The organism is Methylobacterium tardum, from assembly GCF_023546765.1.
Lineage (GTDB): Bacteria > Pseudomonadota > Alphaproteobacteria > Rhizobiales > Beijerinckiaceae > Methylobacterium > Methylobacterium tardum.
The window spans coordinates 3703746-3725415 of the sequence record NZ_CP097484.1 but is presented as its reverse complement, the minus strand read 5'-3'; the positions used below and the strand labels follow the sequence as shown (position 1 = coordinate 3725415).

Annotated in this window: 15 protein-coding genes and 1 pseudogene; 10 read left to right on the top strand and 6 right to left on the bottom strand. The window is 68.3% G+C overall.

Annotated features, from left to right (window positions below):
• The first annotated feature begins 115 nt into the window (after positions 1-115).
• The 5 genes from M6G65_RS17745 (at position 116) to M6G65_RS17725 (ending at position 6425) form a co-directional block, all read left to right on the top strand.
• On the top strand, positions 116-1903 hold the full coding sequence (locus M6G65_RS17745; RefSeq protein ID WP_250102649.1) for a thiamine pyrophosphate-requiring protein: 1788 nt from the start codon (positions 116-118) through the stop codon (positions 1901-1903).
• A gap of 15 nt (positions 1904-1918) precedes the next feature.
• Complete coding sequence (locus M6G65_RS17740; RefSeq protein ID WP_071000262.1) at positions 1919-3013, top strand: enolase C-terminal domain-like protein; 1095 nt, start codon at positions 1919-1921, stop codon at positions 3011-3013.
• 40 nt (positions 3014-3053) lie between these two features.
• Positions 3054-4040: a hypothetical protein gene (locus M6G65_RS17735; protein ID WP_250102648.1), complete on the top strand. Its 987-nt coding sequence runs from the start codon at positions 3054-3056 to the stop codon at positions 4038-4040.
• A gap of 226 nt (positions 4041-4266) precedes the next feature.
• Positions 4267-4713, top strand: coding sequence for a gluconate 2-dehydrogenase subunit 3 family protein (locus tag M6G65_RS17730; protein ID WP_347710453.1), 447 nt, complete (start codon positions 4267-4269; stop codon positions 4711-4713).
• 14 nt (positions 4714-4727) lie between these two features.
• A complete protein-coding gene (locus tag M6G65_RS17725) occupies positions 4728-6425 on the top strand; it encodes a GMC family oxidoreductase (protein WP_250102647.1) in 1698 nt (565 codons plus the stop codon).
• A 289-nt stretch (positions 6426-6714) separates the two neighbouring features.
• Here the strand turns inward: M6G65_RS17725 and M6G65_RS17720 are convergent, their stop codons facing one another.
• Positions 6715-9270, bottom strand: a complete 2556-nt coding sequence (locus M6G65_RS17720) for an ATP-binding protein (RefSeq protein ID WP_250102646.1) — start codon at positions 9268-9270, stop codon at positions 6715-6717.
• Between the two features lie 560 nt (positions 9271-9830).
• Here M6G65_RS17720 and M6G65_RS17715 point away from each other — a divergent pair.
• From M6G65_RS17715 to M6G65_RS17705, 3 genes are all read left to right on the top strand, one after another.
• The gene (locus tag M6G65_RS17715) at positions 9831-10064 is read left to right on the top strand and encodes a hypothetical protein (RefSeq protein ID WP_043074859.1); all 234 of its coding nucleotides are present in this window, start codon (positions 9831-9833) and stop codon (positions 10062-10064) included.
• A gap of 76 nt (positions 10065-10140) precedes the next feature.
• Complete coding sequence (locus M6G65_RS17710; RefSeq protein ID WP_236961835.1) at positions 10141-11025, top strand: cytochrome b/b6 domain-containing protein; 885 nt, start codon at positions 10141-10143, stop codon at positions 11023-11025.
• Positions 11022-11942 (top strand): molybdopterin-binding protein, encoded by a 921-nt coding sequence (locus M6G65_RS17705; protein ID WP_043074860.1) that lies wholly within the window; start codon positions 11022-11024, stop codon positions 11940-11942. The genes M6G65_RS17710 and M6G65_RS17705 overlap by 4 nt, the downstream gene beginning before the upstream one ends.
• 39 nt (positions 11943-11981) lie before the next feature.
• Here the strand turns inward: M6G65_RS17705 and M6G65_RS17700 are convergent.
• The 5 genes and pseudogenes from M6G65_RS17700 to dps form a co-directional block, all read right to left on the bottom strand.
• A pseudogene (locus tag M6G65_RS17700) lies at positions 11982-12705 on the bottom strand (ATP-binding protein); the annotation flags it as partial.
• Between the two features lie 89 nt (positions 12706-12794).
• A complete protein-coding gene (locus tag M6G65_RS17695; RefSeq protein WP_071000265.1) occupies positions 12795-13358 on the bottom strand; it encodes a Crp/Fnr family transcriptional regulator in 564 nt (187 codons plus the stop codon).
• A gap of 197 nt (positions 13359-13555) precedes the next feature.
• The gene (locus M6G65_RS17690) at positions 13556-14728 is read right to left on the bottom strand and encodes a hybrid sensor histidine kinase/response regulator (RefSeq protein WP_071000266.1); all 1173 of its coding nucleotides are present in this window, start codon (positions 14726-14728) and stop codon (positions 13556-13558) included.
• Between the two features lie 7 nt (positions 14729-14735).
• Positions 14736-16268: an ATP-binding protein gene (locus tag M6G65_RS17685; protein ID WP_250102645.1), complete on the bottom strand. Its 1533-nt coding sequence runs from the start codon at positions 16266-16268 to the stop codon at positions 14736-14738.
• A 593-nt stretch (positions 16269-16861) separates the two neighbouring features.
• Positions 16862-17398 carry a DNA starvation/stationary phase protection protein Dps gene (gene dps / locus M6G65_RS17680; protein WP_043074865.1) on the bottom strand — a complete coding sequence of 179 codons (537 nt, stop codon included), beginning with the start codon at positions 17396-17398 and terminating at the stop codon, positions 16862-16864.
• Between the two features lie 291 nt (positions 17399-17689).
• Between dps and M6G65_RS17675 the strand changes: the two genes are divergently transcribed.
• Complete coding sequence (locus tag M6G65_RS17675; protein ID WP_250102644.1) at positions 17690-18496, top strand: SDR family NAD(P)-dependent oxidoreductase; 807 nt, start codon at positions 17690-17692, stop codon at positions 18494-18496.
• 720 nt (positions 18497-19216) lie between these two features.
• Entirely contained in the window at positions 19217-21667 is a 2451-nt protein-coding gene (locus tag M6G65_RS17670; RefSeq protein ID WP_250102643.1) for a PAS domain-containing protein, read from the top strand.
• Positions 21668-21670 lie beyond the last annotated feature (3 nt).

Below are 21670 nucleotides of genomic sequence, written 5' to 3'. Positions count from 1 at the left end.
GAGGTTGGCCTCGGACTAAGGAAGCCGTGTGCCGGTACACGCAGGCTTCATCCCATGCCGCCCCCGACCACGTTCGCCCAGCGGGCGGCACCAATACCTATTCCGAGGATCCGCCATGGCCGAAGCCGTCGCCGACTTTTTCTGGAAGCGCCTGGCCGAGTGGGGGGTGAAGAAGATCTTCGGCTATCCCGGCGACGGCATCAACGGCCTGCTCGGCGCCCTCCAGCGCAACGACCTGCCGTTCGAGTTCATCCAGGTCCGCCACGAGGAGATGGCGGCGTTCATGGCCGCGGCCTACGCCAAGTTCACCGGCGAGGTCGGCGTCTGCATGGCGACCTCCGGTCCCGGCGCGACGCACCTGCTCACCGGGATGTACGACGCCCATCTCGACCACGTGCCGCTTCTCGCCATCTGCGGGCAGCAGGCGCGCAACGTCAATGGCGCCCACTACCAGCAGGAATTCGACCTCACGAGCGTCTTCAAGGACGTCTCGGCCTACGTGCAGCAGGCGTCCTCGCCCGCGCAGGTCCGCCACATCGCCGACCGCGCCATGCGGATCGCTAAGGCCGAACGGAAGGTCTCGGCCATCATTCTACCGAACGACCTGCAGGACGTTCCCTACGAGGAGCCGGTACGCAAGCACGGCAACACCTTCTCCGGGGTGGGCTACACCGCCCCGAAGGTCGTGCCCTTCGACGCCGATCTGCGCCGCGCCGCCGACGTGTTGAACGCCGGCAAGAAGGTCGCGATCCTGGTCGGTGCGGGCGCCTTGCACGCCACCGACGAGGTCATCGCCGTCGCCAATAAGCTTCAGGCCGGCGTCGCCAAGGCGCTGCTCGGCAAGGCGGCGCTGCCGGACGACCTGCCGTTCGTGACCGGCACCATCGGATTGCTCGGGTCCAAGCCGTCCTCGGACATGATGGAGGACTGCGACACCCTCCTGATGATCGGTTCCGGCTTTCCCTGGGCCGAGTTCCTCCCGAAGGAGGGGCAGGCCCGCGGTGTGCAGATCGACATCTCACCGGAGATGCTGTCGCTGCGGTACCCGATGGAGGTGCCGCTCTGCGGCGAGTCCGCCGAGACCCTGCGTGCCCTGCTGCCGCTGCTGGAGCAGAAGAAGGAGGGTGGCTCCTGGCGCACCGGCATCGAGAAGGGGATGGTCTCCTGGTGGAAGGAGGCCGAGGACCGGGCGATGGCCAAGGCCAGCCCGGTCAACCCGCAGCGCGTCACCTGGGAACTCTCGCCGCGCATGCCCGAGCGGGCGATCATCACTTCGGATTCCGGGTCCTGCGCCAACTGGTTCGCCCGCGACCTGAAGATGCGCCGCGGCCAGATGTGCTCGCTGTCGGGCGGCCTCGCTTCCATGGGCGCGGCGGTCCCCTACGCCATCGCCGCCAAGGTAGCCCATCCCGACCGGCCGGTGATCGCGCTGGTCGGCGACGGCGCCATGCAGATGAACAACATGGCCGAACTGATCACGGTCTCAAAGTACATGCATCGCTGGTCGAACAAGACCTGGATTTGCTGCGTGTTCAACAACGAGGACCTGAACCAGGTGACCTGGGAGCAGCGGGTGATGGAGGGCAACCCGAAGTTCGAGGCGAGCCAGACTATCCCGAACGTGCCCTATCACAAGTTCGCCGAGCTGATCGGCCTGAAGGGCATCTACGTCGATGATCCCCAGCGCATGGGGGCGGCCTGGGACGAGGCGCTGGCGAGCCCCGTGCCGGTGGTGCTGGAGGTAAAGACCGACCCCGAGGTGCCGCCGCTGCCGCCGTTCTTCACGCTCCAGCAGGTGCAGAACTTCATGTCGATGCTCGGCAAGGGCGACCCGAAGGAGCGTCATCTCCTTGTCGACACCGCCCGACAGGTGCTGAGTTCCGTCCTACCGGGCAGCAAGTAGGACGGCTTCTACGGCATGCATGACGATCCGAGGATCGGAACGGTGCGGGCGCGAGCCTACACCGTTCCCACCGACGCGCCGGAGGCGGACGGGACGTTCAGCTGGGACAGGACGACGCTCGTTGTCGTCCATGTCGAGGCCGGGGGCGAGACCGGCCTCGGCTACAGCTACACCGACGCCAGTGTCGCGCGCTTGATTGTAGGCACGCTCGCATCGCGTCTTACCGGGTTGTCCGCCTTCGACATCCCGCGGGCCAATGCCGTGCTGTGGGGCGCCGTGCGGAACCTCGGGCGCTCCGGGCTGGCCGCCACGGCGATCTCGGCATTGGACACCGCCTTGTGGGACCTCAAGGCACGCCTCCTCGACGTATCCCTGGCGAGCCTGTTCGGGCAGGCGCGGGAACACGCGGAGATCTACGGCAGCGGCGGCTTCACGAGCTACGGCGACCGGCAGTTGCGCGAGCAGCTTGCCGGGTGGGTCGAGCGAGACGGCTGCCGGGCGGTGAAGATGAAGGTCGGCAGCGCTCCCGAGCACGACCCGGCGCGCATGGCGGTGGCGAAGGCAGCCATCGGCAATGCACGTCTGTTCATCGACGCCAATGGCGCCTTCACCCCGAAGCGCGCCGTCGCCCTTGCGCACGAAGCACACCGCTACGACGTGGCGTGGTTCGAGGAACCCGTGTCCAGTGACGATCCCGCAGGTATGGCTTCCGTCCGTGCCTCTACGCCTGCCGGCATCGAAGTCGCCGCGGGCGAGTACATCTACACCTTGAACGATTTGCGTGGACTGCTCGACGTAGGGGCAGTCGACGTGGCCCAGGCGGACGTGACCCGCTGCGGCGGCTACAGCGGGTTTCTGAAGATCGCGGCCCTGTGCGAGGCGGCGCATATCGATCTGTCCGGCCACTGCGCCCCCGCCTTGCACCTCCCGGTGGCGGTTGCGGCTCCCCGCTTCCGACACCTCGAATGGTTCCACGACCACGTCCGCATCGAGCGGATGCTGTTCGACGGGGCGCCCGCACCGCGCGATAGCGTGATCACCCCCGATCTGACCCGGCCGGGACACGGCCTCACCCTCAAGACCCGGGATGCCGATGCCTATGCCGTCTGATCGCGGCCCACCCCCGCCGAAACGTCAACATGCGCCAGGCATGAAGCGGCGCGTCGCACCTGTGAGAGTTGAGGCGGCCGTCCACCCGGTGGTGGTCCTCGCCGCGGTGGCGGCGGGGGCCGGTTTGTTGACCTGGTTCGCCGCCGGGCGTTCCAAGCCCCTAGGTCACGCCGCCGGCGGCCGCAGCTACAGCCCGCGGGGGCGCGAGGTCACCGCGAGCGCGGCACAGCGCCTGAACCACGCCTCGGCGATGCTCGCCGCCTCGGTACTGTTCGATTCCGGCCTGGAGCACTACCGCGGCCAGTTCTTCAACCGGGCGATGTACACGCCCATCGTCGTGTCCAGCGTCATCCTGGCGGCGTCCCTGCACGGGGCCGGCGACACCGACCCCGGCAGCTCCCGCGTCCGGCACGGGGTGCAGGCGCTCGCCGGCCTGACAGGGCTGATCGGCTTCGGCTTCCACGCCTACAACGTCGGCAAGCGCGAGGGTGGGTATTCCTTCCAGAACCTGTTCTATTCCGCCCCCATCGGCGCGCCGATGGCTCTGACGCTGGCCGGCGTCCTCGGGGTCATCGCCGAGCGCGTGCGCGACGCCGACCCCGACGAGCCGCGGCTCGGTGGCTTGCCGGCGGGGCGCTCCCTTGCAGTCGCCACGGCGGGCATGCTCGCCGGCACGACCCTGGAGGCCGGGCTGCTTCACTTCCGGGGTGCTTTCCAGAACCCGGCGATGTTCGTTCCCGTCACCCTGCCGCCGCTTGCCGCCGCCCTTCTCGTCCGCGCCGCGACCAAACCGGAGGGAGCGAGTCAATCGGGCGCCAAGTGGGGGATGTGGGCGGTCTCGGCGATGGGCGTCGGTGGCGTCGCGTTCCACGGCTACGGCGTCGCCCGGATGATGGGCGGCTGGTCCAACTGGCGCCAGAACCTCATCGACGGGCCGCCTCTGCCGGCCCCGCCCTCCTTCTCGGGGGTGGCGCTCGGGGGGCTCGCGGCCCTCGAACTCATCGAACGCAGCCGCTTCCGCTTCTGACCCGAAAGATCATCATGCGTCCGAGACTGGACCTTTATCCGGGCTACGACGTGCTCGCGAAGCGCGACGGCCCGTCCTGGAACGCCAAGACCCGCGAGGTTTTGGAGGAACGGCTCGCCATCGGACCTGAGACGCGCCGCTTCTTCGGCGAGGCCGAATGGTCGGCGATGAAGTCGCTGGCCGAGCGGATCGTCCCGCAACCCGCCGACCGGGGGATCCGGTTCCGGTGGCCGCCCTCGTGGACCACAAGCTCGCGACCGATACCCGCGACGGCTACCGCAACGCCGAAATGCCCGGGGAGCGCGAGGCATGGCGCCTGGGACTGCGCGCCCTCGATGCCGAGGCACGGGCACGGTTCGGGGCACGCTTCCACGAACTCGGCGCCTGGGCGCAGGACGAGCTTCTGAAGCTTGCTGAAAAGGGTGACCTGACCGGTGCGGTCTGGGAGGGCATGCCCTCGAAGCTGTTCTTCCACCAGCGCGTCCTCGCCGATGTGGTCAAGGCGTACTACGCCCACCCCACGGCCTGGAACGAGATCGGCTGGGGCGGCCCGGCGAGCCCGCGCGGCTACGTGCGCATGGATTTCGACCGCCGCGACCCCTGGGAGGCCGCCGAGGCCAAGCCCGGCCGCGAGGACGAGGCCTACCAAGAGAACCTTCGGGTCGGTCGATAAGGATACCTCCGTCCATGCGCATCCCCGGCCTCGGCAACGCCGCCGACAACCCCAAGCACGCCACGCCCGGCGACGACCCGGAGCACCATCCCCGCGCCCGCGACGGCCGCGCGCCCAACGTCATGCGGATCGGCGAATGGGTGCCGATGCGCCAGCACCGGGACGAGGAGGAGGTCGACTTCGCCATCGTCGGCACCGGCGCGGGCGGCGGCACCCTGGCCTGCCGGCTCGCGGAGGGTGGCGTGTCGGTGGTGGCCTTCGACGCCGGACCGTATTTCCGGCCGCTGGAGGATTTCGCCTCGGACGAGAGCCATCAGTCCAAGCTCTACTGGACGGACGAGCGCATCGTCGACGGCGAGAACCCGCTGCAGATGGGCTCGAACAATTCCGGCAAGGCGGTGGGTGGCTCGACCGTACACTACGCCATGGTCGCCCTGCGTTTCCGACCGGAATGGTTCAAGACCCGCACCCTGATGGGCTACGGCGCCGACTGGCCGCTCGATTGGCGGGAGATGTGGCGCTACTACGATCAGGTCGAGGACGACCTGAAGATCTCCGGCCCGGTCTCCTACCCATGGGGACCGCACCGTCGCCGCTATCACCGCCGTGCGCACGAGATCAACGCCGCCGCCAAGGTGCTGGCCCGGGGCGCGGAGGCGATGGGCATCAACTGGACGCCGACGCCGCTCGCTACGGTCTCGGCGCCGCACGGCGACGCACCGCCTTGCGTCTACCGGGGTTTCTGCACGCTGGGCTGCTCGACCAACGCCAAGCAGAGCGTGCTCGTGAGCTACCTGCCGCGCGCCCTGAAGGCGGGCGCCGAGATCCGCGACCTCGCCATGGTCGGGCGGATCGAGACGAGGAATGGGCGCGCCACCGGCGTCCACTACTTCCGCGAGGGGAAGTGGCGGTTTCAACGCGCGAAGAACGTCGTGGTGGCGGGCTACGCCATCGAGACGCCGCGGCTCCTCTTGAACTCGGCGAACCAGGAGTTCCCGGACGGCCTCGCCAACTCCTCGGGCCTCGTCGGCAAGAACCTGATGGTCCAGGGCAACCAAGCGGTCTGGGGCGTCTTCGGCGAGGAGATCCGTAGCTACAAGGGCCCGCCATCTCTGGCGATCAGCGAGCACTGGAACTACGACGACAAGGGTCACGGCCCCTTCGTAAAGGACTTCTTCGGTGGCTATTCCTACATGAGCCAGGGGCCGCTGCCGCAGCTCTGGGCAAACACACAGGCCTCGGCGCACGGCCTGTGGGGGGAGGCGCTCGTCTCGGAGATGCAGCGCTACAACCACGTCGCCGGGCTCAAGGTCGTCTCCGAGTACATGCCGCAGGAGCGCAACCGGGTGACCCTCGCGGACGTGAAGGATCAGTACGGGCTGCCGGTGGCGCGCATCACCTACTCCTGGTGCGACAACGACAAGGCGTTGAACCGGCACGCGCTCAAGTTCATGCGCGAGGCCCTATCGGCCGCGGGCGGGCGCGAGGTCTGGGACCAGGGTGATGACACCTGCCACCTGAACGGCACCGCCCGGATGGGGTCCGGCCCGCGGACCTCCGTGGTCGATGCCGATTGCCGGTCCTGGGACATCCCGAACCTGTACGTCTGCGACGGTTCGGTCTTCCCGACGGTTGGGGGGGTCAATCCCTCGCTCACGATCCAAGCGGTCGCGTTGCGTACGGCGGACCGGATACTCGCGAGGAGGCGGTGACCGGCTTCGCGTGTCGATGACGCAAATTCATACGCCGGTGATGGCTACGCGCCGAACTATAGGTACGGTTGCCGGGCCTACGGCTACGGTTACTGAGGCATTGCGGAGTCATCGGAGGTTCGAGGCCAAATCGTCAGGATGGAAACGAAAGGGGCGACTGACAGCCCCTCGGTCGCCATTTTCCGTATGTGGATGGGGCCATCGTTCTTGTAGTTCGCGCCAGGAGACCTGCGACCGTCCATCGCTTATGCGGGTGATCCGATGCCCGCCTTTCCCGAAAAACACGCCTTCAATCTTCGGCGCGTGCCGGAGGCGAAGACAGCTTGCGCCGCAACTCCCCCAACGCCTCATCGCCTTTCCCGAGATTCAGGCCCATGCCTCCGAGAATCTCGCCCGCCTTCGTAAACTGGACATCCGGGTAGGCGACGATCTCCAGGCGGTTGCCCCAGGGGTCGAGGAAGTTGAATGGGCGGTCCAGGACCTTCGCACCCGCTTTCTCGGCGAGTTCCATGACGCCGGTCCGATCATCGGCGACGAGTCCGAAATGCCGCTCCGTGTCGGCCGGCTGTTCCCGCCCGGCCGACAGGACGAGGAACTGGTCGCCCATGTCGAGGAAGGCCATGACCGTGCGGCCTGCCTCATCCTCATGGGTGCCCCGGAGCTCGAACGAGAACACGGCCCGGTAGAACCCGAGTGACTCCCCGATATCTCCGACCTCAAGCGCGACGTGGTTCAGCCCGACGAGGCGAGGCTTCGAGGTGGTCATGAGCTCATCTCCCGCATGGATGCCGAGTGCGCGCGCGCGTCGTCGACGGCGCGTCGCCGAACGTAGGGCACCGTCGACCTGGGCGGCGGAATAGGGCTTCCGCACCAAGTCGAAGCCGTGGGCGTCGTCCTGCGCCAGCACGTGGCTGTAGCCGGACGTCAGGACCACCGGCAGGCCGGGGTGAGTCTCCCGCAGCCGCTTCGCCAGCTCGAAGCCGCCCATTCCCGGCATGACGACGTCCGAGAACACCGCGTCGTAGCGGGACGGCACCGCCTCGATCTCCGCGAGCGCCGCCTCCGCGGTCTCCGTCAGGATCGCGCCGTAACCCAGGTCGTGCAGGATCTGCGTGCAGAAGCGCCCGATCTCCACGTTGTCCTCGACCACCAGGATACACCGGGCCTCGTCGTCGGCCTGTGCGTCGTCATGGACGGCGTCCTCGGCGACGTCCATGACCGCCTCTTGGCCCTGCGGCAGGTACAGCGTGAACGTGGTCCCATGACCGACGACGCTCGCGACGTCGACGTCGCCGCCGGACTGCTTCGCGAAGCCGATGACCTGGGAGAGGCCGAGGCCCGTGCCCTTGCCGACCTCCTTGGTGGTGAAGAACGGCTCGAAGATGCGGGCCACGTTCTCCGCCGCGATTCCCGCGCCGGTATCGCCGACGCCGAGCGTTACGAACGGCGTCGACAGGCCAGCGTGGCCGCGGATCGCCGGCTTCTCCCTGCCGCAGGACAGGGTGAGGGTCAGCGTGCCCTCGCCGTCCATCGCGTCGCGGGCGTTCACTGCGAGGTTGACGATGGCGGTGTCGAACTGGCTGGCGTCGGCGTGCACGAAGCAGGGGCACTCGGGCTTGGTCGTCACGACGCGGATGCGGGCCCCCGTCAGGGTGTCCAGCATCGTGGCCAGACCGACGAGGCGGGAGCCGACGTCGAAGGTCTCGGGCCTCAGCGGCTGCCGCCGGGCGAAGGCGAGGAGCTGCCCGGTGAGCTTCGCCGCCCGGTCCACGGTGTCGGACACGGCGTCCATGTACCGAACACGCCGTTCCTCCGGCAGGTTCGGCCGGCGGAGGAACTCGACCGACGACCGGATGATGGTCAGGAGGTTGTTGAAGTCGTGGGCCACGCCGCCGGTAAGCTGCCCGATGGCCTCCATCTTCTGGGCCTGGATCAGGGCGTCCTGCGCCTGGGCGAGGTCGCGGGTCCGCTCCTCCACCCGCCGTTCAAGCGCCTCGTTCATGGCCTGGAGAGCATCCCTGAGCCGTCTCTCTCCGACGATGCGCCGCTCGACGTCACGCGCGAGGCGGAGGGCGAGCGCGGCGAGGCAGATCGCGAGCACCGTGACGAGGAGAGCGGTCCCGGTCTCGGGCTCCAGCAGGTTCGAACGGACGGCGTAGATCTCCAGCGCCCCGAGCAGCAGCGGTGCGACCACGACGGCCGGCAGGAGGACACGCGCGACCTCGCCGCCGCGGAGTACGGTCGCGACCCACGGCCCGTGCGGCCTGGAGAGCAACACCCCGGCCGACAGCAGGCCCAGGGCCAGGGCGCTGAGCAGCGACATGCGCGAGAACGGGCCGCCCTGATGGAGGGCGCCGACCCCGTAGACGTAGCCCAGGCCGCCGACGGCGGCGGCGACGAAGGCGAAGGCAGCCGTCGCCACGCCGAGGCGGGTGAATGTCCGGCCTCGCGCGTCGCCGAGGATGATACCGGCCGCGGCCCCCAGGACGCAGGCCACGGTCGCGAGCGACATCCCGTTGTCCGGCCCGAGCGGGCCTGACACGAGCCGCTGCAGCCAGTCGTCGAGCCGGAAACCGTGCGGACTGGCGTACTGGATGCCTCCGCCGGCGGCCACCGCGACGGCGACGACGGCGAGCCAGCGGCCCACAGACCTGTCGACCTCTCGCCCCTCGGGCTGGGCCGAGAGCAGCAACGAGACCGACAGGATCAGCACCGCGAGGGCGGTCAGCGCCACCATCGGCGCCTCGCCCGGTAGGATCGTCGTCAGGAGAGGCAATCGGAACGCCCAGCCCGAGGCGACAGTGATCGAGACCGCGATGCCAAAGTAGGCGAGCGCCCGGGACATGGCCCTTGCCCTTGCCGCGGGACCCGCCGCAGCCGTGTTGTCCGCTCGTCGAGGAACCTGTGCCAACTCTATTCCCGTCCGCAGCCTGGCCTTGGGAGAACGCACCGGCCCACGCGACGTTCGCGGTCGCGCCTTCTTGGTGCCGCGGTTGCCCGAATCCCCCAGATCCGGCCGGGGAGGAAGCCGTCCCCTTGTCGGTGGCGAGGCAACAGAAGGAAGGTTAGTCCGCTCCATTCAGTAACAGGCCAGCGCAGGTCAAGCTGCTCGGCTTCCGGTCCGCTCCCGTCCGTGATGCCAATAGGGTGTAAAATGCCAACAACCCCATTCATGCCCGGGACCAGATTATTCCCGCCCCCTGAAACCTTCCGCGGCGAGCCTCCGTACAGGTCGGGGTACGCCCGGTTGGGGCGTGGCGCGGCGCCTCGCCCCGGCGCCCGGAGAGTTGCGCCCATAGGCCACTAATCAAAGAAATTAATTCGATAAATCAGGAACTTGTGACGTATTTCCCTTCTTGCTCCACTGTGCGAAAGGGAAATTCTACCCTGTAAAGGAGATACCGAATGAAGATCACCACCCTCGCGCTCACCGCCTCGGTCCTCGGAAGCCTCGCGCTTGGAACTGGCGCCGCCTCGGCCGCCCCGATGGGCCCGAACGGCCTTCAGGCCGGCCCGGCAGGCATCACGCAGGTCCGCATGACGCACAGCGAGCGCATGATGATGAAGAAGCGCATGATGCATAAGAAGATGATGAAGCGCCGGATGATGAAGCGGAAGATGATGATGAACCGCATGTAAGCGGCCATCCCGAACGCGGCGGCCCGACCCTCGGTCCGGTCGCCGCGCCCCTCGGTCCTCAGGACGAGCCGCCCTTGTGCCCCGCACCTACCTGACGCGCTCCGCCCCCGACACCGGAGAGGTCGAGCATCGGCGCTGGATGTTCAGGCACCCCGCCGTCATCCGGATCACCCACTGGGTCAACGCCCTGTGCCTGCTCGTCTTGCTGATGAGCGGCCTGCAGATCTTCAACGCCCACCCGGCCCTGTACTGGGGCAAGGTCTCGACCTTCGATCACCCGCTGCTGTCGATGACCTCGACTGACGACGACCCGCCCAAGGGCGTCACGACCTTGCTAGGCCACAGCCTCGACACCACCGGCTGGCTAGGCTCCTCGCCCGGCGCTGACGGCGAGCCGGCCGACCGCGGCTTCCCCTCCTGGCTGACGCTTCCCAGCGATCAGGACCTCACGGGAGGGCGCTCCTGGCACCTCTTCTTCGCCTGGGCCTTCGTCCTGAACGGCGCCCTGTACCTCCTGTACGGGCTGCTGAGCGGCCAGCTTCGCTTTCGCGTCGTCCCGCAGCGCGACCAGGTCCGGCATTTCGCCGCCTCGGTGTGGGAGCACGTGACCCTGCGTTTCCCGCAAGGCGACGAGGCCAAGCGCTACAACGTCATCCAGAAGCTAACCTACGCCATCGTGCTGTTCGTGCTCTTGCCGATGCAGGTTCTGGCCGGGCTGGCGATGTCTCCAGCCATGGACGCGGCGTTCCCGTTCCTCCTGACCCTGTTCGACGGGCGGCAGTCGGCCCGCACGGTCCATTTCGTCGTGGCGGCCCTGCTGGTTCTGTTCGTGGTCGTCCACGTTGCCTTGGTCGTGCTCTCGGGGTTCTGGAACAACATGCGCGGCATGCTCACCGGCTGGTTCGTGATTGAGCGCAAGGTCGAGCCCGCATCGGCGGACCGCGCGGGAGACCGGGCATGACCCGGAAGCCCAGCCGACGCTCCCTCCTGCTCGGCGCCACCGCCGCGGCCGGAGCAGCGATGCTCGGAGGCTGCGACCGCCTCGGCGAGGCCGACTGGTTCCGGCGCACGCTCAAGGCCGGCGAGGACGCGAACCTGTTCGTGCAGCGGCTGCTCCTCACGGAGCGAACGCTCGCGCCCGAGTACGCCGAGGCCGACATCTCGCCGTGGTTCAAGCCGAACGGCACCGAGGATCCGCCGGACCGGGCCTACAAGGCGCTGGAGCGGCGCAAGTTCGCGGACTACCGGCTGGAGGTGTGCGGCCTCGTCGAGACCCCGCTGAAGCTTTCCCTGGCCGAGTTGCGCAAGCTCCCTTCCCGGACGCAGATCACCCGGCATGACTGCGTTGAGGGATGGAGCTGCATCGGCAAGTGGACCGGCGTGCCACTGTCCGAGATCCTGGACCGGGCACGGCTGAAACCGCAGGCGCGCTACGTCGTGTTCCGTTGCGCCGACACGATGGACCAGGGCGAGGACGATGGCGCCGAGGGTGACGGGACGGAGGACGCCTCGTCCGGCGGCAACGCCAACCCCGCGATGACGAAGCAATCGGGCGGGGGTGAGGACAAGCGGGATTCCGGAGGCCAGCAGGCCGCCGAGGGAAGCTCCACTGGCAACGACGCGCCCATTCGCTACTACGAGAGCATCGACCTCGTGGACGCCTTCCATCCCCAGACCATCCTCGCCTACGAGCTGAACGGGAAGACCCTGCCCGTGGCGAACGGCGCTCCCCTGCGGCTGCGCCTCGAACGCAACCTCGGCTACAAGCAAGCCAAGTACGTGATGCGCATCGAGGTGGTGGAGAGCTTCGCCGACATCGGCGAGGGCAAGGGCGGATACTGGGAAGACCAGGGCTACGCTTGGTACGCGGGAATCTGACCCGCTGCGGCGATCAGGGGTCGGCGCATGCGCGGGAGACTAACTCTCGGCGATGAGATCCTTGATGCGGGTGGCAAGGGTTTCCAGCACGGACGGCTTGGTCAGGACCTGCATACCGGGGCGCAGGTAACCGTTCCCGAGCATGGCATTTTTTTGCGTAGCCGGTGATGAACAGCACCTTGAGATCTGGGCGACGCTCGCAGCCGGCATCGGCCATCTGGCGCCCGTTCATACCCCCTGGCAGACCGACGTCGGTGACCAGCAGGTCGATGCGCACGTCCGACTGCAGCACCTTGAGGCCGGCGACGCTGTCGGCCGCCTCGATGGCGGTATAGCCGAGATCCTCCAGCACCTCGGTAACCAGCATCCGCACCGAGGGCTCGTCGTCGGCGATGAGCACCGTCTCGCCCTGGCCCGCCTGTTCCACCTCGGCGAGCCTGCGCACGACCTCGTCCTCGTCGGCCTCGCCGTAGTGCCGCGGCAGGTACAGGCAGACGGTCGAGCCCTCGCCGACCTCGGAGTAGATGCGCACCTGCCCGCCGGACTGCTTGGCGAAGCCGTAGACCATGGACAGGCCGAGGCCCGTGCCCTCGCCGGTGGGCTTCGTCGTGAAGAACGGCTCGAACACCTTGCCGATCAGGTCCGGGGCCATGCCGGTGCCGGTGTCGGTCACGCAGACGCCCAGGTACTGGCCGGGCGCGAGGTCGTGCTGGCGGCCGCCGGCCTCGTCGATCCAACGGTTGGCGGTCTCGATGGTGATGCGGTGATGTCGGACGGCGGCATGGCACTCGCAGGACGCGGCTTCCGCGCGTGCACGGTCCGGCAGCGTCAGGCGCCGGTGGCCGATCTCGATCAAACCCTCCCGATGTATGCGCCCGAGCACTTCCGTAAGGTAGGCGCGGCGCACCCGAGCATGTCGGCTAGGATCTCACGGGACACCGGTAAGTCGGGCGTGCCGAGGCGGTCCTGCCGGGTCAGGAGCCAGCGCAGGCAGCGTCGCTCGATGGTATGGGCGGCGTTGCAGGCGACCGACTGCAGCACCTGCGCCAGCAGGCAGTCGGCGTAGCGCACGAACAGGTCGCGGATGGCCTTCGAGGCCTGCTTGGCCTCGGACAGGCGCGCGGCGTCGATCCGGACGACCGGGCCGCCGACCTGGACCGCCTGCCCGAACGCCGGCAGGTATCCATGCCTGACGACGCCGCGCATGGCGCCTTCGCGACCGACCGTGGCGGTCTCGACGGACTTCCCGTCCATGAGCGGCACAACCAGGATGACGACGCAGCCGTGAGCCGGAAAGGTGACGTGGCTGACGTCGTCGCCGGCACGGAACAGGACGTCGCCCCGTTCGACCTCGCGCCGCTCGGCGTGCAGAGCCGGCAGGTTGCGGTCGTCGGCATCGAGGGCTTCGAGCAGCAAGTTGCCGTCGATGAAGGGCGGATGTTCACGGGGGGATGGTCGCAGCGCTGGTCGTCGGGTTGCGAACTAGCGGATTTCCTGGCGCGAAGAAGTCCGATACCTGACGAGTGGAGCCAAAGTCGTCCAAGGAGGCGCGACTTTTTCCCGGGGCGACGGACGTTTCGTCACCTCCGAAAGGCCAGGGGCGTTGGAGGAGTTCAGGAAGTCGATGCGGCGGAGGCGGGGACCTGTCTGGCCATGAGCGGTGCAGGCAGACGGAACCGGAAGGTCGTGCCACGGTCGACGGCGCTCGTCACGGTCAGCACGGCGCCCTGTCGCTCGACCAGGTCCCGACACAGCAGCAGGCCGAGCCCGCTTCCCCGCTCGCCAGCCGTGCCGTTCGTGGTGGTCCGCCTGTCCAGCCGGAACAGGTCGTCGACCTTGCCTGGCGGCATGCCGACCCCGGTGTCCGTAACGGAGATCTCGACGTCGTCCCAATCCTGGCGGCCCGTGACGGAAATGGTCCCGCCGGGCAGCGTGAACTTGACGGCATTGCCGACGAGATTGCGCAACACCGTGGTCAGCATGTCCCGCTGTGCGCGAACGATGATCCCGCCACAGGAAACCTCGATCTTCAAACCCTTGTCCGAGGCGGCCTCCGCCGCGCCGCGCACCACCTCACTGGTCACGGCGTCGAGGTCGACGTCGGTCAGGGTGACCGCCATCGTGTCCATCTGCAGGCTCGCCCAGGAGAACAGGCTTTCCAGCAGGGCGTAGGCTTGCGTCGCCGCCTCGTGGATGCCCTTCGCTCGCCGTTCGATGGAGGCGGGGTCGCGGGCCGCGACAGCCTTGCCCAGCACCTCCGACAGCCCGAGGAGGGCCTGGAACGGGTTGCGCAGGTCGTGGGCGATGATCGAGAACAAGAGGGACTTCTGCCGGTTCAGCGTGTCGAGTTCGAGGGATTTCGCCTCGGCCTCCCGCCGCGCGGCGGCAAGCTCCGCCTGAAAGGCCCGCCTCGCTTCGGCGTAGCGGATAGCCCTGGCTAGGCCGGACGGCGTGACCTCGGCCTTGTCGAGGTAATCCAGCGCGCCGGCCCGCATCAGCCGTGTCGCGAGCTCCGGGTCGGCCTCGCCGGTCAGCATCAGCACCGCCCGCGCATCGCCTTCCGCCGCGAGCAGGGTCTTGAGCAGTGCGAAGGTATCAATACCCGGAAGGCGGTAGTCGAGCAGGACGCAGTCGAAGGCCATCTCGGCGGCGAGGCGCTGGCCTTCCTCGCCACCCGACGCCTCGGTCAGCGTATGCTTGAGCCCGGACTTGCGCAGCGCCCGGCGCACGGCCGCACGGTCGACCGCATCGTCGTCGATCAGCAGGATGCGGGTCGGATTCGTCACGGGTCGACTATGCAGGAAACTCGGCGACCTTCCAGTAGTGCTCCAGCAGCGCCACCGCCTCCATGAAGGTGTTGGCCGGGTCCCGCTTCACGATGTAGCCGGCGACGTTGTGGCCGTAGGCACGCATCCGGTCCTCGTCGGCCTTCGACGTGGTGATCATGAACACCACCGCCGAGCGCAGGTCCTCGTCGGCGCGCACCGCCTCCAGGAACTCGATGCCGTTCATGCGCGGCATGTTCAGGTCGAGCAGGACCAGGTGCGGCTTGGGCAGGCGCTCGCGCCCGTTCTGGCCGCGCAGGATCTCCAGGGCCTCGATGCCGTCGCGGGCGACCGTGATCGGGTTGCCGATCTTGCTCTTTTTGAACGCCCGCTTCAGCCCCTGCACGTCGACCTCGTCGTCGTCGACCAGCAGGATGTTAACCGTCGATCCCATCCGCCCGTCCTTCCGGCCGTCGAGCGGCCACGTGAAATGCACCGCCAGCCCGCGCCCGTCCGGCCCGTCGGCGAGCCAGACCTTCCCGCCCTGACGGTCTACCAGCTTGCGCACGATGGCGAGCCCCATGCCGCTGCCCTCGACCTCGTCGCGGGGCTTGAGCGTCTGGAACATGCCGAACACGCGCTCGCGGAACTGTTCGGGAATGCCGGGGCCGTCGTCTGTCACGACGAACTCGACCACGTCCCCTGCCGGCCTCGCCTCGACCCGGATGTGCCCCTCGGCCGGCCGGTCGTGGTGCTTGATGGCGTTGCCGATGAGGTTCTGCAAGGCCTGGGTCAGCGGTGCACGCGCCGCCTGTAACGTCGGGAGGGACGCATCTGCCGTGATGGCGAAGCCTTCTGGAGGGCTTACCAGCACGGCGAGCTCATCGGCGAGGGACTTCGTGTCCACCGTGTCCATCGTCGCATCAGCCCGCCCGGCCCGTGAGTAGGCCAGGAGGTCGTCAAGCAGGCTGTCCAGCCGGCGCACACGGCTTTTCAGCAACTCCATGTTTGTCTGGACGTCGCCGGTCAGCGAGCCTTCCAGGTCCTCCTCGATCCACCCGACAAGGTTCTCGATGCCGCGCAGGGGCGCCTTCAGGTCGTGGGAGGCGACGTAGGCGAACTGCTCCAGTTCCTCGTTCGAGCGGCGCAGGTCGATGGCGTGACGGGCGAGGCGGCGCTCCAAGCCCTTGCGCTCGGTGATGTCGGTGTTGGTGCCGAACCAGCGCAGGATGGCGCCGTCCGGACCGCGGTAGGGTGCGGCCAGCGACAGGAACCAACGGTACTCGCCGTCGGTGCCGCGCAGCGGGAAAGTGTCCTTCCACGGCTCGCCGGTGCGGAACGCCTCGCTGATGAGCGCAACGACGCGCTCGACATGGTCGGGATGGTGGACGTCGCGCCAGCCCCAGCCGCGCATCTGCTCGATGGTGGTGCCGGTGTAGTCGTACCAGCGCCGATTGTACCAGATGATGTCGCCGTTCGGCTCGGCGACCCAGGCCATCTGCGGCAGCGCGTCGGCGAGCGCCCGGAAGTCGTCCGCAGTCAGGTTCGCGGCTCGCTCCACGCAAGCTCTCCTTGGTCGATAGATTGGCGGGGAAGATGACGCCCGCCCACTTCGGTATAGGCGTGACGCCCCATGCCGTGACAAAGCGGTGGCGGCAAGGCCTGTCGTAGCGTGATTGAATTGACTAGCCGTGGTCGCGTCGACATCTCCGCGGCAGCGGGCCCGGCTCACTTGGACCGCGAAGCGACGTGGATCGGGATGCACGACGGGGAATACGGTTCGATGCGCCGCTTGCTGGACGAGGCAGTCGGGCGTGAGTTTCATGCCGAAGCCCTGGTGGACCTGGCGGTATGCAGGCCCGGGGACATCCACGTTCCAACCTTGTGCGTACTGGTTCGCAGCCAGCGCATCCGCGCCATGGAGTTGCGCGGTAATGCGGCCGCCCTGCTTCGACCGCGAGGCGTCGGCGGAATCCCGGTCATGGCTGAGGGACGCCCGTCGCTCGCGGGGCAGGCAACGCTGGGTCAGCTCCCGCGCAGCCTCGGCAGGTCGCGGCTTGGGTGTCGGGGATGACCGACCTGCCGAGCGCATCGCTCGTCGATGAGCACCGTAGCCGCCCCCGTTCGGTCGGTCACGGAGAGGCGGCACACAACTCAGCTGCGGGCGTCGCCGTCCCGCATCTGGCCTGTCGGCTCCTGGACGTGGGCTTCGAGGAACCACAGTTGCTTGTCGACGGCGCGGGACACTTCCGTGAACAGGTCGGCGGTGTCGGGGTCTCCCGCCTCATCGGTCTCGTCGATGTTCTCGCGCACGGCGTTGGCGTACACGGCATAGCTGTCTATCAGCGCGGCGATATGGTCAGCGATGGCATAGATGCCGGTCGGGTAGGCGGGGAGCTTGGTCGATCCCGCCACGACCTGCGCCGTTCCCAGGGCCGTACCGCCGAGCTGAACCGCCCGCTCCGCTACCTTGTCGTTGAGGTCGCTGATCTCGGCACGGAAGCCGTCCAGCATCAGGTGGATGCCGATGAACTGCGGTCCCTTCAGGTTCCAATGGGCCTGCTTGATCGCGAGGGCGAGGTCGATGCCGTCGGCCAGCCGTGCGTTCAGCGCCTCGATGGAAACCCTTTTGGCGTTGGAATTGGTGTTGTTGCGGGTCTGGTGAGTACGCGGGGTGCTGCTCGTCGCCATGCCTGTGCTCCACTGTGTCGAGGCGGCAATAGTGGAGCGTAAAGGAGGTTCCCCCAGTCGGACACCGCCCTGCAGGTTTGCAGGCCTGCATCGTCCAGGGTGCATCGGTTCGACGCGGGGTCGTTGCACCAGTTGAAGTGGTCGTTCGGTCCAGGCGCACGCAAACGTCAAGCTTGTGCTCCCCCCGGGGAGGATCAAGGGAACGGAACTCCCGTCAAAAGGCGGACTTCTCAACTACCGGTCCTGCCGGGCCCCCGGGTGGACCTCCCAAGGATTAACGGAACCGTAGAGATGGATCTCGGCATCAGCGGACGGGTCGCAGTCGTGACGGGGGCCAAGTCGGGCATGGGCCGCTCGACCGCCGAACACCTTCTGCGCGAGGGCGTCCACGTCGTCCTGACTGACAAGGAAGGTCCCGAGCTGCAGGCGACGACCAACGAACTGGCGGCGCTGGGCGAGGTTCGCGCCGTTGAGGCGGACCTGAGCACGGCCAAGGGGATCGACGTGCTCGCCGCCTTCGCCAACATGGCCTTCGGCGACAAGCCCACCATCCTCGTCTGCGCCGCAGGCATCACCGGGGCGTCGGGGGACTTCCTCGAATTGACCGACGACGACTGGCTTGAGGCAATTCAAACTGATCTCATGGCCGGAGTGCGCGCGACCAGGGCGTTCATCCCACACATGCGCAAGGCCGGCTGGGGCCGGGTCGTGCTGTTCTCCTCCGAGGACGCCGTGCAGCCCTACGTCGAGGAACTGCCGTATGCCGCGGCCAAAGCGGGCGTCCTGAACCTCGCTAAGGGACTGTCCAAGGCCTACGGGCCTGACGGCGTACTCGTGAACGCGGTCGGGCCGGCCTTCATCGCCACGCCGATGACCGACGCCCAGATGGAAAAGAAGGCGAGGGAGAAGGGCATCTCCTTCGGCGAGGCGGTCCAGGTGACGCTGGACGAGGAGCGCCCCGGCATCGTCGCCAAGCGCCGCGGACGCGCGGAGGAAGTCGCCGCCGCAGTCACGTTCCTCTGTTCGGAACACGCCAGCTTCATCACCGGTGAGTTCCTACGGGTCGACGGTGGCTCGGTCATGACCATGGGAGCTTGAGGCGCTGATAAGCCTGTCTCGTACCGGACGAAGTCGCTGCAGCTCCGAGACGACCTGAGCCGTCAGCCCGGTTAGGACTGCCTTTCGGCGATCCTGCGGCCGGCTACGGGAAGCGGCTGGTAGAGTCAGGTCCCACGCGTCGTGCGGTGGGCTGGGGCTGGTCTCAGAGCAAGCACCTGCTTCACATGCCCTTGTCCGTATGGAAGGCAAGCTGCGGCACCGGCGAGGTGTTGTGCAGCCGGCGGCAGCACGGACGACCTCTCCGGTGCGAACGGTCTGGCCGTTTGCCGTTCCGGTCTCGACTTCTCGGTTTAGGATTGGGCCAGCGACCTTCCGGATACTTCCGCGTTGTCCCTCGCTGTCGAGCGTAGGGCAAGGCGATGGGAAACGACATTGAATCCGGCGAAGTCCCGCCGGTGACCGAGGACATCGGCCTGCCGACGCCTCCCAGCCCCGGTCGGTTGCCCCCGCCGCACCTGCCTCCGCCCGATCCGAACCAGGGCGGGAGGGGTCAAGAAGGCGACGAACCTGCACCAACTGCTGGTGGCAAGGCGTGACAGGCCGTCCGATTGCCCGGCCCACCATCACGGGCGATAGCCGCCGCATGTGGCCACTCCTATCGATCTTCCGCTCGCCCGCTCCCGGCGGCGACTTCCGCCGCCGAGGAACGAGCCCTTGCCGGAATGCCCGCCGCGCCGCGATAGCGGGGTCCGACCCGGCGTGATCGACCCGTTCCAGTTCCTCCCCTCCGGCGGTGTCACCGGCGCCGAGATCCGTAAGCGCGAATGGTCGAGCACTTCGCTCGGACTGCCCGGGACCTGGTCGCCGGCGCTCAAGGGCACGCTGGCGCAGATGCTCGCGTGCCCCACGGCGATGTTTCTCGCTTGGGGGCCCGATCTCCTGTGCTTCTTCAACGACGCGTACCGGCCGATCCTTGGCTACCGCGGGGACACGGCGCTGGGACGTCCTTTCCGGGAGGTCTGGGCCAGCATCTGGGACGAGATCGGCCCGCTCGTCGCCACGACGCTGGCCGGCGAGGGCACAACCGTCACCGACATGCCGCTCGACCTCTCGCGCGACGGCAGGCCGGAGCGGGGTTGGTGGTCCTTCACCTACTCGCCCGCCTTCGGCGAGGACGGTCGGATCGCGGGCCTGTTCTGCGTCACCGCGGAGACGACCGCCCGCGTCGTCGGCGAGGCGGCGCTCCGGGAGAGCGAGGACCACTACCGGCACACGGTCGAGCTGAACCCGCAGGTGCCCTGGACCTGCGACCCGGAAGGGAACGTCACCTCGTTCTCGAATCGGTGGCTGACCCTGACCGGCCAGGGGCCGCGCGAGCCCTACGGGTCCGGCTGGATCAAGGCGGTCCATCCCGAAGACATCCCGTCGACGGTCACGGTCTTCACGGCCTGCCTCGCCTCGGGCGACACGGTCGACGTCGATTACCGCCTGCGCATGGGCTCGACAGGCGAGTACCGCTGGATGCGCGCCCGCGCCCAGCCGCGCCGGGACGGGACCGGTGCCATCGTCTCCTGGTACGGCGTCGTCGAGGACATCCACGACCGCAAGCTCGCCGAGCGCGACCTGCGCGAGCTCAACGCGCACCTGGAGCGTCGCATCGAGGAGGCGCTCGCCCAGCGCAAGCTCTGGGCGGACGTGTTCGAGATCACCGACGCCCTCGTCTGCGCCCTCGACCCGGAGTTCCGGCTGCTCGCCCTCAACCGGGCCTACGCCGACGAGTTCGAGGCCATCTACGGCATCCGGCCCCAGGTCGGCGACGACCTGATCGGCCTGCTCTCGCACGCCCCCGACCAGCAGGCCCAGGCGCGGGCCGTCTGGTCCCGGGCGCTGACGGACGATGCCTTCACGCTGGTCGAGGAGTTCGGCGACCCCGACCGCAAGCGGCCCTACTACGAACTCGCCTTCACCCCGCTGCGCGACGCGGACGGCCGACGCATCGGCGCCTTCCAGTACGCGACCGACGTGACCCAGCGGCTGCGCGACCTGGAGCAGCTCGCCAAGGCAGAGGAAGCCCTGCGCCAAGCCCAGAAGATGGAGGCCGTCGGGCAGTTGACCGGCGGCGTCGCCCACGACTTCAACAACCTGCTGACGATCATCCGCTCGTCTATGGACCTGCTGCGCAAGCCCGACCTGCCGGAGGAGCGGCGGCGGCGCTACATGGACGCGGTGTCCGACACCGTCGACCGGGCCGCCAAGCTCACGGGCCAGCTCCTCGCCTTCGCCCGCCGTCAGTCGTTGATGCCCGAGACGTTCGACGTCGGCGCGCGCATCGCCTCGACCGCCGACATGCTGTCATCGGTCACCGGGGCCCGCATCCGGGTCGTCGTCGAGGTCCCGACGGCGACCTGCCACGTCTTCGCCGACCCGACCCAGTTCGACACGGCGCTGATTAACATGGCGGTCAACGCCCGGGACGCGATGGACGGCGAGGGCACGCTGACGCTGCGGCTCGAATGCCGGCGGAGCCTGCCCGAGATCCGCGGGCACGCCGGCACGCGCGGGCCGTTCGTCGCGGTCTCCGTCATCGACCAGGGTACGGGCATCCCCCCGGCGACGCTCCCCCACATCTTCGAGCCGTTCTTCACCACCAAGGGCATCGGCAAGGGGACCGGCCTCGGACTCAGCCAGGTCATCGGCTTCGCCAAGCAGTCCGGCGGCGACGTCGACGTCGCCAGCGTCCCTGGCCGCGAAACGGCCTTCACCCTGTACCTGCCCCAAGCCGACGCCCCCGCCGCCGAGGCACCGGACACGCAAACGGCGGCGTCCGATGGCCGGGCGCTGCGCATCCTCGTCGTCGAGGACAACCTCGATGTCGGGCGGACCTGCACGCAGATCCTGGAGGAGCTCGGGCATTCCACGGTCTGGGCAAGGAACGGCGAGGAGGCCCTCTCCGAGATCGAGCGCGACCCGGACCGGTTCGACGCGGTGTTCTCCGACGTGGTGATGCCGGGGATGGGCGGCATCGCGATGGCCCACCGCATCCGGGCGATGCTGCCGGACCTGCCCATCATCCTCACGTCCGGCTACAGCGACGTGATGGCCCGGGAGGGCACGCACGGCTTCGACCTCGTGCGCAAGCCCTACTCGGCCGCGCAAGTCGCCGAGGCCTTCCGGGCGGTACCGGGACGGTCGGAGACCGGCCCGCGATAGGCC